The sequence below is a fragment of the Nocardia sp. NPDC004168 genome (genome assembly GCF_040610355.1).
GTDB lineage: Bacteria > Actinomycetota > Actinomycetes > Mycobacteriales > Mycobacteriaceae > Nocardia > Nocardia sichangensis.
In genome coordinates, this window is sequence record NZ_JBEXME010000028.1 from 1 (window position 1) to 16197 (window position 16197).

General features: G+C 69.2%; 13 protein-coding genes. 6 read left to right on the forward strand and 7 right to left on the reverse strand.

Going from position 1 to position 16197, the window contains the following annotated elements:
* Nucleotides 1-277 precede the first annotated feature (277 nt).
* Nucleotides 278-709 carry a hypothetical protein gene (locus tag ABZW96_RS31365; RefSeq protein WP_355079579.1) on the reverse strand — a complete coding sequence of 144 codons (432 nt, stop codon included), beginning with the start codon at nucleotides 707-709 and terminating at the stop codon, nucleotides 278-280.
* A gap of 196 nt (nucleotides 710-905) precedes the next feature.
* Here ABZW96_RS31365 and ABZW96_RS31370 point away from each other — a divergent pair, with 196 nt between their 5' ends.
* The 4 genes from ABZW96_RS31370 (at nucleotide 906) to ABZW96_RS31385 (ending at nucleotide 5285) form a co-directional block, all read left to right on the forward strand.
* Entirely contained in the window at nucleotides 906-1517 is a 612-nt protein-coding gene (locus ABZW96_RS31370) for a heme-copper oxidase subunit III (RefSeq protein ID WP_039797061.1), read from the forward strand.
* An 86-nt stretch (nucleotides 1518-1603) separates the two neighbouring features.
* Nucleotides 1604-2467: a cytochrome c gene (locus ABZW96_RS31375; protein ID WP_355079581.1), complete on the forward strand. Its 864-nt coding sequence runs from the start codon at nucleotides 1604-1606 to the stop codon at nucleotides 2465-2467.
* A 26-nt stretch (nucleotides 2468-2493) separates the two neighbouring features.
* Entirely contained in the window at nucleotides 2494-3669 is a 1176-nt protein-coding gene (locus tag ABZW96_RS31380; protein WP_355079687.1) for a ubiquinol-cytochrome c reductase iron-sulfur subunit, read from the forward strand.
* Nucleotides 3666-5285, forward strand: coding sequence for a ubiquinol-cytochrome c reductase cytochrome b subunit (locus ABZW96_RS31385; protein WP_355079583.1), 1620 nt, complete (start codon nucleotides 3666-3668; stop codon nucleotides 5283-5285). Before ABZW96_RS31380 ends, ABZW96_RS31385 begins: the two co-directional genes overlap by 4 nt.
* A 67-nt stretch (nucleotides 5286-5352) precedes the next feature.
* Here ABZW96_RS31385 and ABZW96_RS31390 read toward each other — a convergent pair whose 3' ends face one another.
* Nucleotides 5353-5853 (reverse strand): polyadenylate-specific 3'-exoribonuclease AS, encoded by a 501-nt coding sequence (locus tag ABZW96_RS31390; protein ID WP_355079585.1) that lies wholly within the window; start codon nucleotides 5851-5853, stop codon nucleotides 5353-5355.
* A 377-nt stretch (nucleotides 5854-6230) separates the two neighbouring features.
* On the opposite strand from ABZW96_RS31390, the gene ABZW96_RS31395 reads away from it, so the two are divergent.
* Complete coding sequence (locus ABZW96_RS31395) at nucleotides 6231-7616, forward strand: class II 3-deoxy-7-phosphoheptulonate synthase (RefSeq protein ID WP_355079587.1); 1386 nt, start codon at nucleotides 6231-6233, stop codon at nucleotides 7614-7616.
* A 54-nt stretch (nucleotides 7617-7670) separates the two neighbouring features.
* Here the strand turns inward: ABZW96_RS31395 and pknB are convergent, their stop codons facing one another.
* Nucleotides 7671-9632 (reverse strand): Stk1 family PASTA domain-containing Ser/Thr kinase, encoded by a 1962-nt coding sequence (gene pknB / locus ABZW96_RS31400; protein WP_355079589.1) that lies wholly within the window; start codon nucleotides 9630-9632, stop codon nucleotides 7671-7673.
* A gap of 118 nt (nucleotides 9633-9750) precedes the next feature.
* On the opposite strand from pknB, the gene ABZW96_RS31405 reads away from it, so the two are divergent.
* On the forward strand, nucleotides 9751-10119 hold the full coding sequence (locus ABZW96_RS31405) for an Rv2175c family DNA-binding protein (RefSeq protein ID WP_355079591.1): 369 nt from the start codon (nucleotides 9751-9753) through the stop codon (nucleotides 10117-10119).
* A gap of 488 nt (nucleotides 10120-10607) precedes the next feature.
* On the opposite strand, the gene ABZW96_RS31410 is transcribed toward ABZW96_RS31405, so the two are convergent.
* The 4 genes from ABZW96_RS31410 to ABZW96_RS31425 form a co-directional block, all read right to left on the reverse strand.
* Nucleotides 10608-11627: a phytoene/squalene synthase family protein gene (locus tag ABZW96_RS31410; RefSeq protein WP_355079593.1), complete on the reverse strand. Its 1020-nt coding sequence runs from the start codon at nucleotides 11625-11627 to the stop codon at nucleotides 10608-10610.
* Nucleotides 11624-13345: an alpha-(1->6)-mannopyranosyltransferase A gene (locus ABZW96_RS31415; RefSeq protein ID WP_355079595.1), complete on the reverse strand. Its 1722-nt coding sequence runs from the start codon at nucleotides 13343-13345 to the stop codon at nucleotides 11624-11626. The genes ABZW96_RS31410 and ABZW96_RS31415 overlap by 4 nt, the downstream gene beginning before the upstream one ends.
* Nucleotides 13346-13408: 63 nt before the next feature.
* Entirely contained in the window at nucleotides 13409-14992 is a 1584-nt protein-coding gene (gene crtI / locus ABZW96_RS31420; RefSeq protein WP_355079597.1) for a phytoene desaturase family protein, read from the reverse strand.
* 22 nt (nucleotides 14993-15014) lie between these two features.
* Entirely contained in the window at nucleotides 15015-16097 is a 1083-nt protein-coding gene (locus ABZW96_RS31425) for a polyprenyl synthetase family protein (RefSeq protein ID WP_355079689.1), read from the reverse strand.
* Nucleotides 16098-16197: the final 100 nt, after the last annotated feature.

A 16197-nucleotide genomic window follows, 5' to 3' on the forward strand; every position in this document is an offset into this window, starting at 1 on the left:
GCCGACCGCGAGGAAACAGGTGATCGAGTGGTAGCCATCGGCAATGGGATTCACTGTGTCGCCTACGCGGTGGCCGCGCACACGCGAGCCGGGCCGCGAACGGCGGATGCTCGGTCTCGCTTCGCTCGAAAGACGTGGCTGGGGTGCGCTGGGCGCGTTGGTGGTCGAAGTCGGGCGGGGCGCGCGGTTCGGGAGTTGTGTTCGCTCGGCCACGGCTTCGTCACACGTGCGAGTTGTCGCTGCCGGAGTCGTCGGGGAACCCGGGTCGGCGGGGCTGTTACGGCTGTGGGCTCGGTTGCAGGGCGTCCCAGCCGTCGGCGTGGCCGTCGTGGCGTTGGGCGAGACCGGCCATGCGGGAGCGCTCCTGGGAGCAGTGCAGGGCGTCGAGCAGTTGCACGCGCCGCAGGATCAGCGGCTCGAACTCGTCGGTGCCCGGGCCGCTCACCTGCGGTGCGGGGGAGTAGCCGTCCTGCGCGGCGATCGCGCAGACGGCCTGTACGTGCCGGGGCGGGATGCGCAGGTGATGCCGCAGCACGGCGGGAGCATCCGGTGCCAGCCCCGTCGCGCGCGCCAGCGCGGCCGAACACGCCTCCGCGTCGTCGAAGCTCGACGCGACCACGACCAGGTCCGCCCGGTCCGGGTCGAGAGCGGTGTCCCGGTCCCGCCGGAACAGTCGTCGCCACAGTCCCGGCGTCGCCTTCACCTTCATCTCAGCTTCTCCTTACCCTCGCCTGTCATGCTGGCCGGGCGTTCGTCCGCGCGTGCGACTCGTTCCCGGTTCGCGCATCCGGCTCGTACCGGCCCTGCCTGGTCGAGAGCCCGCTCTCCCTGCGTTTTCCGACACGGAGGAACGAGTTTCGTACCCGGCTACTGCCGTCGTACTACGACGAGTCATACTTACCCCCGTGACGACCGCAGTAGGGACCCCAGGATCGGCCATTACCCAGCGTGTGCATTCGCTGAACCGGCCCAACATGGTCAGCGTCGGTACCATCATCTGGCTGTCGAGCGAGCTGATGTTCTTCGCCGGCCTGTTCGCGATGTACTTCGTCGCCCGCGCCCAGGCGCACGGTAACTGGCCGCCGGAGCCGACCGAGCTGAACCTGAAGCTCGCAGTGCCGGTCACGACCGTGCTGGTCGCGTCGTCGTTCACCTGCCAGATGGGCGTGTTCGCCGCGGAGAAGGGCGACGTGTTCGGCCTGCGCCGCTGGTACGTCATCACTCTGATCATGGGCGCGTTCTTCGTCGGCGGCCAAGGCTACGAGTACATGAACCTCGCGCACGAGGGCACCACGATCTCCAGCAGCTCCTACGGCTCGGTGTTCTTCATCACCACCGGCTTCCACGGTCTGCACGTCATCGGCGGTCTGATCGCGTTCGTGTTCCTGCTCATGCGCACCAAGGTCAGCAAGTTCACCCCCGCGCAGGCCACCGCCGCGATCGTCGTCTCCTACTACTGGCACTTCGTCGACATCGTGTGGATCGGGTTGTTCGCCACGATCTACTTCGTCCGCTGATCGTGGTCGCCGCGCCGCCTCGGCGGGCGCGGCGCGACCCGAGATCTTTCGCACAAGTCGGTTCCGTCTACTCCAAAGGGACACAGATGAGTTCATCTCCCCCGTCAGCGCCAGAGCCCGCCAGCCCCGGGAACGGCCAGGCCAGCAAGACGCGCAGGCAGCGGCGCGTTCGCCGTCGCATCGCGGGCGGACTTGCGCTGCTGGTGGGCCTCGTCGGAGCAGGCTTCCTGGCATCGGCCCTCACGCCGGACCCGCAGCGGGCCACCGCGCACGAGGACCAGTCCGCGCTCATCCGCGAGGGCGAGCAGCTCTACGACACGTCCTGCATCACCTGCCACGGCGCGAACCTGCAGGGTGTGGCCGACCGTGGTCCCAGCCTGATCGGCGTCGGCGAGGCCGCGGTCTACTTCCAGGTGTCCTCCGGCCGCATGCCGATGGCCCGTAACGAGGCCCAGGCGCAGCGCAAGCCGCCGAAGTTCGACGCCCACCAGACCGACGCGCTGAGCGCGTTCGTGGCTGCCCACGGCGGCGGTCCGACCGTGGTCCGCGACGCCAACGGCGAGGTCGCCCAGGAGTCGATGCGCGGCGACGACATCGCCCGCGGCTCGGAGCTGTTCCGCATGAACTGCGCGTCCTGCCACAACTTCACCGGACGCGGCGGCGCGCTGTCCTCCGGTAAGTTCGCGCCGCCGCTGGAACCGGCGAGCGAGCAGCAGATCTACGCCGCGATGATCACCGGCCCGCAGAACATGCCGAAGTTCTCCGATCGCCAGCTGAGCGCGGAGGAGAAGCGCGACATCATCGCCTACGTCAAGAACGCGACCGAGGAGCACAGCCCGGGCGGCTGGGATCTCGGCGGGTTCGGTCCCGCGACCGAGGGCCTGGCCATCTGGGTGGTCGGCATCACGCTCGTCGTCGGCGCCGCGATGTGGATCGGATCCAGGTCATGAGCAATAGCGAGAAGGAGCGAGACGACATGGGTCGGCCGGATGAGGGCCACGACGCGCATCTGTCGAAGGAGCAGTCGGTGAACGCCAACCCGGCGGAGCCCACCGAGGCGGACCTCGACAAGATGTCGCGCGACGAGCTGGTCAAGCTCGGTACCGAGCGCGACGGCGTCGACGTCGCCTACCGCCGCGAGCGCTTCCCGATCCCCGGGACCCGGGCGGAGAAGCGCGCCGAGCGCGCGGTCACCTTCTGGTTCGCCGTGTCCGGCATCGCGGCCGCGGCGCTGGTCGGTGTGTTCCTGTTCTGGCCGTGGGAGTTCAAGGCCAAGGACGAGGAGGGCCACGGGCTCTACTCGCTGTTCACCCCGCTGGTCGGCCTGACCTTCGGCATCTCGGTGCTGGTCATCGGCGTCGCGGTGGTGCTGATCCGCAAGCTGTTCATCCCCGCCGAACTCTCCATCCAGGAGCGGCACGACGGTCCGTCGCCGGAGGTCGAGCGCCGCACCCTGGTCGCCGAGCTGCAGGACGCGCTGGACACCTCCACGCTCGGCCGCCGCAAGATGATCACCCGCACCGCGGGCGCGGGCGTGGGCGTACTCGGCGTCGGCGCGCTGCTGGTGTTCGTCGGCGGTCTGATCAAGAACCCGTGGGCCAAGGGCGACAAGTCGCCGCTGTGGGTCTCCGGCTGGACCCCGGACTACCCGGGCGAGACCATCTACATCCGCCGCGACACCGGTCGCCCGGAGGACGTGGTGCTGGTGCGTCCGGAGGACCTGGACGCGGGCGCCATGGAGACGGTGTTCCCCTGGAAGGAGAAGTGGCGCGGTGACGAGCACGCGACCCTGCAGTCGCTGCGCGGCATCCGCAACGCCGTCATGCTGATCCGCCTGCGTACCGAGGACGCGCAGAAGGCGATCAAGCGCAAGGGTCAGGAGAGCTTCAACTACGGCGACTACTTCGCCTACTCGAAGATCTGCACCCACCTCGGCTGCCCGACCTCGCTGTTCGAGCAGCAGACCAACCGGATCCTGTGCCCCTGCCACCAGTCGCAGTTCTCCGCGACCGAGTGGGGCAAGCCGGTCTTCGGTCCCGCCGCTCGCGCGCTGCCGCAGCTGCCGATCACCGTCAACGCTGAGGGCTTCCTGGTCGCCAACGGCGACTTCATCGAGCCGCTCGGCCCGGCCTACTGGGAGCGCCGTTCATGAGTCCTTCAGTCGCAGCCCAAGCCAGCGAGGCGGACGAGCGCTACCGCGCCGCCGCGTTCATGAAGCGGTCGATCAACAAGGTCTTCCCGACGCATTGGTCGTTCCTGCTCGGCGAGATCGCGCTCTACAGCTTCATCATCCTGCTGCTGTCGGGCGTCTACCTGACCTTGTTCTTCGATCCCTCGATGAGCGAGGTCGTCTACAACGGCGCCTACCAGCCGCTGCGCGGCGTGACCATGTCGCGCGCCTACGAGACCGCGCTGAACATCACCTTCGAGGTCCGCGGCGGTCTGTTCGTCCGGCAGGTCCACCACTGGGCGGCCCTGCTGTTCGCGGCGTCGATCATCATCCACCTGTTCCGTATCTTCTTCACCGGCGCGTTCCGCAAGCCGCGTGAGGCGAACTGGGTGATCGGCTCGCTGCTGCTGATCCTGGCGATGTTCGAGGGCTTCTTCGGTTACTCGCTGCCCGACGACCTGCTCTCCGGCACCGGCCTGCGGGCCGCGTTCGGCGGTATCACCATGAGCATCCCGATCGTCGGTACCTGGATGCACTGGCTGATCTTCGGCGGTGACTTCCCCGGCGAGATCATCATTCCGCGGCTCTACATCGCGCACGTGCTGTTGTTCCCCGGCATCATCCTGGCGTTGATCGCCGCGCACGTGGCGCTGGTGTGGTACCAGAAGCACACCCAGTTCCCCGGGCCCGGCCGCACGGAGAACAACGTGGTGGGCGCCCGAATCGTGCCGGTGTTCGCCGCCGACCAAGGCGCGTTCTTCGCCTTCACCCTCGGCATCGTGGGCATCATGGGTGGCGTGTTCCAGATCAACCCGATCTGGAACCTGGGTCCGTACAACCCGTCGCAGGTGTCGGCGGGTTCGCAGCCGGACTTCTACATGATGTGGACCGACGGCATGGCGCGATTGATGCCGCCGTGGGAGCTGTACCTGGGCCGCTACACCGTGCCCGCCGTCTTCTGGGTCGCGCTGATCATGGGTCTGGTGTTCACGGTGCTGATCGCCTACCCGTGGATCGAGAAGCGGCTCACCGGCGACAACGCCGCGCATCACAACCTGTTGCAGCGTCCGCGTGACGTCCCGGTCCGGACCGCGATCGGCGCGATGGCCATCGCGTTCTATGTGGTGCTCACGCTGTCGTGCGTCAACGACATCCTCGCGCTGAAGTTCGACATCTCGCTGAACGCGACCACCTGGATCGGCCGCATCGGACTGCTCGTCGCCCCGCCGGTGGCGTACTACCTCACCTACCGGTTCTGCCTCGGCCTGCAGCGCAGCGACCGGGCGGTGCTCGAGCACGGTATCGAGACCGGTGTGATCAAGCGCCTGCCGCACGGCGAGTACATCGAGGTGCACCAGCCGCTCGGCCCGGTCGACGACCACGGCCACCCGATCCCGCTGGAGTACCAGGGCGCGCCCGTGCCGAAGAAGATGAGCAAGCTGGGTTCGGCCGGCAAGCCCGGCACCGGCAGCTTCCTGCGCGCGGATCCGCAGGAGGAGAGCGATCGGCACTTCGAGATCGAGCACGCCGAAGAGCACAAGCAGCTGAAGGTGCTGCAGCAGGCGCAGGAGGCGGCGAACGGCAAGCACGGCCACTGACGCCCCGGCCACGGAAAGCCCCGAGTCGAATACGACTTGGGGCCTTTTCGCGTCTATGCCGCCTATGTCAGAGGCGTGGCGCCGCGCGGCGTGCGGCCTCGATTGCCTCGAATTTGGCGAGGTTGTGCCGGGCGTCGGCGAGCGCGTCGTGCGCGTCCGGCGGGATCGGCGGAAGTTCGGGACGGCCGTGCGACTCCCAGTGCTGACGCAATTCATTGGTGTAGCGCGGCAGCGCGTTGGGCAGATCGACCATCGAGCCCCACAACTGGCACAGGGCGACGTGATCGTAGGCGGACACCCAGGCCCACAACTCCGGCTGCACGGTCGGCCGCGGCACCAGGAACGCGTACAGCTCGTCGCGGATCCGGTCGCGGCTGCGCCACAGCGGAGAGGAGGGCGAAGGCAGCTGCGGCAGTACGAATTTGCGCACCCAGGGCCCCGCACGTTCGGCATCGAATTCGGTGGACACCGCGTAGTACTCCCGGCCGTCCTCGCAGACGACGCCGATGGAGACCAGATCGATGGTCACTCCGTCCTCGATGAATTCGCAGTCATAAAAATATCTCAAGCACGGTGCCTCTCTGATATCTGCGCTGGCAGGGATTTCGGCAGCAATTGGGTGCGGAATGGCTGGTGTTCTCGTATGCAGTGTAGAAGGTCGTGCACGGAGGGTACGAGCGCGAGGGCCGTGTGGCAAGGAGAGAATCCTGCCCTGGAAACTGGATAGAAGAATCCTTCGGAAATGGATTTTCGTCATATCGCCGGTATCGAGTCGGGCAACCGAAAATCCTCGAATTCCGCGATGGCGCTGAAGACGACAAATCGAACCACACGGTCTTGCTCCGCGGCGGCACCCGCTGGGCAGAACACATTCACCCTGGGTGGAGCGATTCCAGCCCTGGGACTGGGTGTCCCCACGGGGCGTGCGGTCCGTATTCTGAACTCGTGAACTGGACCGTCGACGTACCCATCGATCGCCTGCCGGAACTGCCGCCGCTGCCCACCGAGCTGCGCAGGCGGTTGGACGACGCGCTGGCGCGGCCCGCGCTGCAGCAGCCGTCCTGGGATCCGGAGCAGGCGGCCAACATGCGCACAGTGCTGGAGAGCGTCCCGCCGATTTGCGTGCCCGCCGAGGTGGAGGAGCTGCGTGGCCAGCTGGCCGAGGTGGCCCGCGGTGAAGCGTTCCTCCTGCAGGGCGGCGACTGCGCGGAGACCTTCGCCGACAACACCGAGCCGCACATTCGCGGCAATATTCGTACTCTTCTGCAAATGGCGGTGGTGCTCACCTACGGCGCGAGCCTGCCGGTGGTGAAGGTCGCGCGGATCGCGGGCCAGTACGCCAAACCGCGCTCCTCGGACACCGATTCGCGCGGGCTCAAGTCCTACCGCGGCGACATGGTGAACTCGCTGGTCGCCGACGCCGCGCTGCGCGAGCACGACCCGTCGCGCTTGGTCCGGGCCTACGCCAACGCGAGCGCCGCGATGAACCTGGTGCGCGCGCTGACCGGCGCGGGCATGGCCGACCTGCACAAGGTGCACGACTGGAACCGTGACTTCGTGGCCAAATCGCCCGCTGGCGCGCGCTACGAGGCGCTGGCCGAGGAGATCGACCGCGGCTTGAGGTTCATGACCGCGTGCCGGGTGAACGACCCGAGCCTGAAGTCGGCCCGCATCTACGCCAGCCACGAAGCGCTCGTGCTGGACTACGAGCGCGCCATGCTGCGCCTGAGCGAGAACGCGATCGGCGAGCCGGTGCTCTACAACCTGTCGGCGCACTTCCTCTGGATCGGCGAGCGCACCCGCCAGCTCGACGGCGCGCACATCGCATTCGCGGAACTGCTGGCCAACCCGATCGGCCTGAAGATCGGCCCGTCCACCACGCCCGAGCAGGCCGTGGAGTACGTCGAGCGGCTCGACCCGAACAACGAGCCGGGCCGGCTGACCATCGTGTCCCGCATGGGCCACAGCAAGGTCCGCGACGTGCTGCCGCCGATCATCGAGAAGGTGCAGGCCACCGGTCACCAGGTGATCTGGCAGTGCGACCCGATGCACGGCAACACCCACGAGTCGTCCACCGGCTTCAAGACCCGCCACTTCGACCGCATCGTCGACGAGGTGCAGGGCTTCTTCGAGGTGCACCACGCGCTCGGCACGCATCCCGGCGGCATGCACATCGAACTCACCGGAGAGGACGTCACCGAATGCCTCGGCGGCGCCCAGGACATCTCCGACCTCGATCTGTCCGGCCGCTACGAGACCGCCTGCGACCCCAGGCTGAACACTCAGCAGTCGCTGGAGTTGGCGTTCCTCGTCGCCGAAATGCTGCGCTGAGGTCCGATCCCCGGCCGCGCGGTCTTCCCTGACCCGCGGCCGGTGCGCTTCCCGCTAGGGAAGGGCCACGATGGTGACCGTGTCGCCCGCCTCCAGGTTGACCCCGATGGCCGGAGTCTGTGAGACCACCAGGGAGCTGTCCGCGCGCGCCAACTGCTTCACCTCGACCCGCAAACCGAGGCTCTCCAGCTTGGCGCGGGCGTTGGCCACGGTCCACCCGCGGACGTCGGGCATCTTCAAAGCGTTGGAGATCAGCAGGACGACGCCGTCGCCCGATTGGATGGTTGCGCCCGCGCCCGGCTGGGTGCCGATGGCCTTGTCCGCCTCGACGCTGCGGTCGAACTGAGGTTTGGACTCACGCACCGCGATGCCGGCGGCGGTGAGGATCTTGGTGGCTTCGTCGGTCGACTTGCCGCGCACGTCGGGAACCTTCACCGGTTGGGAACCCTTGCTGCGGTATACCTTCACCTGCGCGCCGAGAGGCAGCACGGTCCCCGGGTTCGGTTCCACCCGGGCGACCGTCCCCTTGGGCGCGGTATTGGACACTTCGCCCGCGTCGACCGGTTGCAGGCCGTTGTCCCGGATCAACTGGTTGACCTTCGACACCTGGTCACCCGCTTTGACGTCCGGTACCTTCGGCTTGCCGTTGGAGACCAGGACGGCGACCGTCGACCCTTTGGTGATCTTGGATCCGGCCGAAGGGTCGCTGCCGACCACGCCGCCGACCGGGATCGCGTCCGACGCCTTCTGGCGGATCTCGGTCTCGAAGCCGGCATTCTGCAGGGTGGCGACCGCCTTGTCGGTGTCCAGCCCCGCGATGGGTGGCACCGCAGAATAGCGACCGACACCGAGCCACCAGCCGCCGATGCCGACCAGCAGGGTGAGCACCGCGACGATGGCCACCCACACCCAGACCGTGCGCCGCGAGCGGTTGATGTCGTCGGAATAGGGCGGATACGGCGCCGCGGGATGCGCTTGGCGCACCGGTTGCGGCCGGTCGTAGGCATCCGGCGCGTCGTGGTCGATGCGGGGCCGCTGGGCGGTGACCACTCGGGTGTGCTGCACCGGCTGCGGCGGGTGGGCAGACGCCCCGGCGAAGCCAGGCTGGTCGTCGCGATCCGGCTGCACGGCTCGGTAGCCTGCGCTGAGATGCTCGGCGGAGTCCTGCGGCGTGGGCACCCGATAGGCGGGTAGCCGCAGCTCGGCGCCGATCAGCCGCAGCGCGGCCGCCATCTCGTTCGCGTCCGCGAACCGGTGCGCGGGTTCGCGCGCGGTCGCCTTGGCGACCAGTTCGTCGAACTCGGGCGGTACCCCGGAGATGAAAGCGCTCGGACTCGGCACATCGTTCTCGATGCGTTGATAGGCCACCGAGATCGACGTGTCGCCGGTGAACGGAACCCGGCCGGTGAGCAACTCGAAGATCAGCACGCCGAAGGAGTAGACGTCGCTGCGCGAGTCGGCGGAGCCGCTGGTGACCTGCTCGGGCGACAGATAGGCGGCGGTGCCGAGGATGACGCTCGCCGATGTGGTGTTCGCCGCCGCCACCGCGCGCACCAGACCGAAATCGGCGATCTTCACCTCGCCCGCGTCGGAGATCAACACGTTCTCCGGCTTGATGTCGCGGTGCACCAGTCCCGCGGAGTGCGCGACGCCGATGGCCGCGAGTACGGGTTCGGCGACAGCGCGCACGGCGTGCGGCGGCATCGGGCCGCGTTCGCGCAGCAACTCGCGCAGCGTGCCGCCCTCGACCAGCTCCATGATCAGGAAGGGGTGATCGCCGTCGATGCCCTGGTCGTACACCGCGACCAGAGAAGGATGCTTGAGTTTGGCGACCGCGCGCGCCTCGAACTCGAATCGGGACAGGAACTGGGGGTCGCCCGCGAACTTCGGATCCATCACCTTGATGGCGACCGGCCGGTCCAGGCGGGTGTCGACCCCGCGGAAGACCATCGACATTCCGCCGCGGGCGATCGGCGCATCGATCCGATAGCGCCCTTCCAGCATCTGGCCGATCAAGAGAAGTCCTCCGGCTTTCACAAAGTCAGCCGCTCCGTGCGGCCCCCACGATGGTATCGACTCGCACCACCCCGGGTGTCTCACGACGTGCGGCGCGCGACCGTCTACCGTTGTCCGGGTGAGTGCATTTCCCTGCAGTGACGACGTCCTTCCGCAGTCGGTGACCCTGGTGTCGCTGCCGGAGGTGGCCGAGCGACTCGGGCTTGTGGTAACCCGGGTGCACCAGATGTTGCGCGACCATCAATTGATCGCCGTCCGCAGAGAAGGCGTGGCGGGTGTCCCCGAGCGGTTCTTCGACGACACCGGCGCGGTCGTGAAGCCGCTGCCGGGCCTGATCACCGTGATGCGCGACGCCAAGTACACCGACGAGGAGATCCTGGAGTGGATCTTCACCGACGACGACACCCTGCCCGGCAAGCCGGTCGACGCCCTGCACGGGCCCCTTGCCCGCGAAGTCCTGCGCCGGGCCGCCGCGGATCCGTTCTGAGTTTTTGGCCGCGCGGCCGCGAACGGAACAGGCTCGGTCTCGCTTCGCTCGAATCCTGTGGTTGAGCTGGTGTGCGTCGGGCGGTGACCTCGCTACCAGGGGTTTCGCGGTTGTCGCAGGGCTGATTTCCGTGGGGTGGCATCGGTGCGGCTGCTGTGCCTGTTCTGTTGAGCTTGCGTGGTGGTGCTCGGTGTCGCGTCGCTCGGATCCTGTGGTCGAGGTGTGTGTGGTTGTGTCGGGTGGTGACGTCGCTACCAGGGGTTTCGCGGTTGCCGAGCGGCCTGGAGGTCCTCGCTGGGGGCACCGCGGCGCGGCGTGTCGGTTCGGCCGCGCTCGGAGGTTGGGCTGGTGCTCTTACGTTGGACAGGGCGAGGCCTCGTTGGCGGTGGCGGGGCGCTGATGGTGGCGTCTTGTCCGGGCCGTCGCTCGGAGGAGGGATGGATCGTGAAGCTGCAATCGGACCAGTGCCGAAAGAATCGGGGCCGTGGTCAGCGGGTGAGGCGGCCACGGAGTGTGGCGGTGGTGAATTCGGTGGCGGCTATGCGGAGGCGGTGGTGGCGGGGGACTACCGCGCGGTGGCCGAAGACGGCGTAGTCGCTGCGCTCGATGTGGTGCAGGATGTCCGAGTAGAGGGTGGCCGCGGTGCGGATGGCGGGGCGTACTCGCGGTTCGAGCAGGTCGATGCCGGGTTCGGCGCGGCGGTAGAGGTCGCGGTTGACCGCGATGAGGTGGGCGAGGGCACGTCGGACGCGCGGATCGGTCCGGCCGGTGCGGCGACATTCGAACAGCAGGGCGTCGTCGACGCCGAACGCGGCGAGGGCGTCGGCGGGCAGGTAGACGCGGTCGCGGTCGAGATCCTCCGCGACGTCGCGCAGGAAGTTGGTCAGCTGGAACGCCTCGCCCAGCGCGGCGGCGGCGGGCTCGGCCGCGGACACCGGGACGACCGTGCCGAGCACCGGCAGCAGCTGCAAGCCGATCGCGGCCGCCGAGCCGCGCATGTATTCGCGCAGCTGCGCCATGGTGGCGTAGCGATTACGGAACGCCGGGGCGCCAGGCGCGTCCATTCGCATGGAATCCAGGAACGTCCAGAAGTGCTGCGCGGCAATGTCATAACGGTGGATGGTGTGGGTGACCGCCGCCAGGACGAGGGCGCGCGGCCGCGGACCCGATTCCCAGCTCCGGTCGTTCTGCCGGTCGGCGGAAGAAGCGTGCGGTGCCGCGCTCGCGCTGCCGGGGCGCGATTCCAGTGCGGCCCGCAGGTCCCGTTCGATCAGATCGAGTTCCGCGGCCGGGTCGCGATCGTGTGCCGCGGCGGGACGGCCCGCCCGGTCGACGACGTCGTCCACCATGCGCGCGAACGCGTACAGCGCGTGCACGGCGGGTCGTCGTTCGGCCGACAGCAGCCGGGTGGCCAGGAAATAGGTGCGGCCATGGGTGGCCGCGATCTGCCTGCACTCGCGGTAGGCGAGCGGCAGCAGCGCGGAACCCGGTAGGCGGTCCTCGGTCATGGGGTGGCGGCGCGCGAAGCGGTGGCCTCGCCGGGCGTGGCCGCGACATCGCCCGGCGGCGTGGCGCGCAGGCGCAGCGGGTCCACCGTGCGCAGCGACAGCGCCGCCACGACCGCGGCGAAGGTGGCGGCGACGACGTGCCAGAAGTTGTACAGGCCGATCGAACCGTCCGGCTGGAAGACCAGCATGAGCCAGGTGCACAAGCCGACCAGCGCCATCAGCGTCGTGGTGGACAGGGCGAACCCGGCGGCCAGCGCCAGCGGCCACGAGTAGTACCAGGGCAGTGCGGCGGGCGACAGGATGACGATCGCGACGAACGCGATGAGGATGCCGAGCACCGCCTCCCGCTCGCTGTGCCGGAACCGCCACCAGGTCCACGCGAGCACCGCGACCAGGGCCAGCGCGCACATCGCGCGGGTCACCTCGAGCACCGATTCCAGCCGCAGCGGGGTGATCCAGGTGACCGCGTGCGCCATCACGGTCGGCAGCGACAGCCAGTTGATGATCTTCTTGGACCCGGACAACGCCGTCAGCCAGCCGATGCCGACGCCCGCGATGGCCGAGGCGGCGACGAAGACGACCGCGAACACGCTCAGACCGAGCCCCGCGATCTTGCCGAACATGAGTGCGGGATGCGGCATGTCCTCGGTGGGCTCCGCGGCGTCTCCGGGTTGCTCACTGGCGGGCAGGTGCGCCGGGTCGCGCCCGACCCGCTGCGCGGCGCGGCGTTCGCGTTCGTGCAACATCCAGATCCAGACCAGGAACGGCAGCGCCACACCCGCGGTGGCCTTGATGGCCACGCCGATGGCGACGACGACGATGCCCGCAACATGGTGGCGCTCCAGCACCAGCGCGATACCCGCGCACATCAGGCCGACCATCAGCATCTCGTTGTGCACGCCGCCGATCAGGTGGATGAGTACCAGCGGGTTGAGCACCGCCAGCCACAGCGCGACGGTCGGCTTGCCGCCGAGGTGCTTGGTCAGATACGGCACCGCCCACATCATCAGCGCCAGGCCGGGCAGCATGACCAGCCGCATCGCGATGGTGCCCGCCACCACGTTGTCGCCGGTCACGGCGGTGATCGCGCGCCCGAGCAGCAGGAACACCGGGCCGTACGGCGCGGTGGTGGTGGTCCACACGGGGCTCACGTTGTCCAGCAGCACACCGGGATTCGCCACCGGACCGACCTGGTATGGGTCGAAGCCGTCGCGCAGCAGCGCGCCCTGTGCGAGGTAGGAGTAGGCGTCGCGGCTGAACATCGGCACGGCGAACAACAGCGGCGCGATCCAGATGCCGACGATGGCGCGCAACTCGTTCAGCGTTACCTCGGCGTCGGTCCGGTCGCCCGTGCCGATCGTGGCGCGCCCGAGCCGCACCCACGCGGTGATCATGAGCAGCACGCCGATCCAGATGCAGATGGTCGACAGCGCGTAGCCGTGGCCGAACCGCAGCCAGGACAGGTGCATGGCTTCGAGCAGCGGGTCCCGCTTGCGGACACTGCCCGCGCCGAACCCGCCGAACATGATCATGATCGCGCCGAAGAAGCCGAGCAGTGCGGCATGGCCCTCGGGGCTTCTGGCGAAGTCGGCGGAGGTGCGGACCCACCACAGGACACCGCGAGGGGTGGCCGATTCGCGACCTGCGGAGGCGGGCGACGAGGAGCGGACGTCACCGGCGGAGGCGGCCTCTGCGGTGCGCGTTTCGGGGGATGCCATCTGGTGTCGGTCCCCCCGAATGGTCGGCGGTCGCAACCGCGAGCGAATAGGTCGGCGCTTAGTTTACGGCGTCGCCTCGAACACTATCCGGCTGGTGCGCGGGGTTCCAGGCGAAGTGGGCGCGATCGCGCGAGCAATACGGTTTGCCGCCAGTTTTCCGGAGAGCATGGCTGTCGGCACGCCCACACCAGGAGTGGTGCCGCAACCAGCGATAACCACGTTGTCGCTGGAACGCGGGAAATTGCTCGGCCTGAAGGGACCGGTCTGGCGGAAGAGGTGAGCGGCGGAGAACGGTGTGCCCGCGAGCATGCCGCGGTCGAGCCACGTCCGCGGTGTGTCGAGCCGGTCGACGGCGAAATGCTCGGCGATGCCCCGATAACCGCGCGCTTCCAGCACGGCGAGCAGCTCGCGGAGATAGGCGGGGCCGAGACGCGGCCAGTCCAGCGGCGCCGCCGAAAGATTCGGGCACGGCGCCAGCAGGGAGAACGGCTCGTGACGTCCGTCGGCGCGTTCGATGAACAGGCTCGGATCGGTCAGCGCGGGCCGGGTCAGCAGCAGCGAGGGGTCGCTCATCAGCCTGCCGTGGCCCCGGCGGGCCGTGATCTCGGCGAATGTCCGATCCCAGGCCTGCCCGAACTCGATGGTGTGGTGGGCCCGCACCGGCCAGTCCGCCGCGACGGCGGCGGGGACGGTGCCGTGCGCGACGACCGCCGACGGCGAAGCGCGCAGCCCGCGCCGGGGCCGCACGCCGAGCCGGTCGAGCGAGCCGAGATCTGCGGTGAGCACCAGCGCGTCACAGTCGAACGAACGCCCGTCGGCGGTGCGAGCGCGCCGGGCGCGGCGGTCCGCGTAGTCGATCCCGACCACTTCGGCGTTCAGTTCCAGCGTGCCGCCCGCCTCGGTGAACGCCTGCGCCAGCGCAGCGGCGATCGCCCGCATCCCGCCCTCGGGGAAATACACGCCGAGCGAGGTGTCCATGTGCGGGATCGCGCCGTACACGGCGAGCGCCCGCGCGGGCGGCATGCCCGCGTAGAGCGCCTGGAAGGTGAACAGTCGCGCCAGGCGCGGGTCCCGCAGGAACCCGCGCACCCGGGGACCGAGCCTGCCGAAGCCGCCGAGTCGCACCAATTCGGCCAGGGCGCGGCGCTTCTCGGGGACGCGCACCATATCCAGCGGCGAGTCGAAGTTGGTGTCCATGAACTCGGTGAACTCGGCCGCGTAGACCCGCGCCAGCCAGGCGCGCAGCCGCCGGTATCCCCGTGCCTCGGCCGGGCCGCAGGCCCGCTCGACTTCCGCGGCCATCGCGTCCGGATCGGCGAAGACCCTGATCTCGGCGCCGTCGGCGAACCGGGCGTGATAGCCAGGAGCCAGCCGGTGGATGCGCAGCGGGGGCACGCAGGTCTCCGGGGTGCGGCCGACGGCGGCGAGCGCGTCGGTGATCAGTTCGGGCAGCGTGAGGACGGTGGCGCCGGAATCGATGTCGTAGTCGGCGCCCCGGTAGCGTCCGACCCGGCCACCGGGGTGGTCGGCCCGCTCGAGCAGCGTCACCGTGCGACCCGCACCGGTCAGATACAGGGCGGCCGAAAGCCCGGCCAGTCCCGCACCGACCACCACGACGCGATCGGTCGGTCCCGCAACGGTTCTCATCGGAGTCTCCTCGCCGTGGCGCTCACGCGGCACGCTTGGTGGCGGCCAGCGCCATGGCGCGCAGCCGTTCCTTGGCCGCGGGCGTCGCCGAGCTGGCCTCGATGGCCGCCAGGCCGGTGTCGGTGAGTTCGGTGATGCGGCGCTCCACTTCGTCGACCGCGCCGAGTTCGACCAGCAGAGCGCGCAGCCGCTGCACCTGCTCCGCGCTCAGGTCGGTGCCGATGCTCGAGCGCAGCAGCGCGGCCGCGGCGGGATCGGCGTCGTCGGCGCGTCGCAGCGCTTCGGCCAGCAGCACGGTGCGCTTGCCCTCGCGCAGGTCGTCGCCGGAGGGCTTGCCGGTGACCGCCGGATCGCCGAACACGCCGAGCAGGTCGTCGCGCAGCTGGAAGGCGATCCCGATCGCGGTGCCGAACTCGCGGTAGGCCTCGATCAGCTCCTGACCAGCGGCGGCGATCGCGGCGCCGAGATGCAGCGGGCGTTCGACGGTGTAGGCGGCGGTCTTGTAGCGGTTGATCCGCAGCGCGGCCTCGACCGATTCGTCGCCGCCCGCCTCGCCGCTGATGTCGAGCAGCTGGCCGCCGAGCACCTCGGTGCGCATGTCGGCCCACACCGGCGCGAACCGGGCGATGGCCGCGGGGGCGAGGCCGGACGCGTGCACCATGTCATCGGCCCAGGACAGCGCCAGATCTCCGATCAGGATGGCCACGCTGGCGCCGAAGTGCGCCGAGTCGCCGGACCATCCGCGGTCGCGGTGGCGCTGCTCGAAGTCGACGTGCACGGTGGGGAATCGGCGGCGGGTGCGGGAGGAGTCGATGATGTCGTCGTGGACCAGCGCGCACGCCTGGACGAGCTCGAGCGCGGAGCACGCGGTGAGCACCGCAGCGGCGTCGGGGGCGTGCGGATCGCCGCCCGCTCCGAGCCAGCCGGTCCACGCGAACGCCGGCCGGGTGCGTTTCCCGCCGCGGAGCACGAACTGCTCGAGTGCGTCGGTGGCCTCGACGAAGACCGGGCCGAGGCGCTCGGTCGTCGAGCGGCGGGTGGCGAAGAAATGGGTCAGGGCGTCTTCCACGGCGGTGACGAAGGCGGGGGTGCCCGGCTGCGGCACCGCTGGGCGCGGCGTCTGAGTACCGGTTGCGGCGGACAGAGGAGCCTCCAAGGTCGTGCGGATGGTGGACGCACGGGGTCGCGGAGGGTGCCCGGGCGCT

Bases quoted from the DNA above. Each gene is read 5' to 3' on its own strand.
- ABZW96_RS31365 (WP_355079579.1), bottom strand. From the start codon at position 709: ATGAAGGTGAAGGCGACGCCGGGACTGTGGCGACGACTGTTCCGGCGG.
- ABZW96_RS31375 (WP_355079581.1), top strand. From the start codon at position 1,604: ATGAGTTCATCTCCCCCGTCAGCGCCAGAGCCCGCCAGCCCCGGGAAC.
- ABZW96_RS31380 (WP_355079687.1), top strand. From the start codon at position 2,494: ATGGGTCGGCCGGATGAGGGCCACGACGCGCATCTGTCGAAGGAGCAG.
- ABZW96_RS31385 (WP_355079583.1), top strand. From the start codon at position 3,666: ATGAGTCCTTCAGTCGCAGCCCAAGCCAGCGAGGCGGACGAGCGCTAC.
- ABZW96_RS31410 (WP_355079593.1), bottom strand. From the start codon at position 11,627: ATGACCGAGGACCGCCTACCGGGTTCCGCGCTGCTGCCGCTCGCCTAC.
- ABZW96_RS31415 (WP_355079595.1), bottom strand. From the start codon at position 13,345: ATGGCATCCCCCGAAACGCGCACCGCAGAGGCCGCCTCCGCCGGTGAC.
- crtI (WP_355079597.1), bottom strand. From the start codon at position 14,992: ATGAGAACCGTTGCGGGACCGACCGATCGCGTCGTGGTGGTCGGTGCG.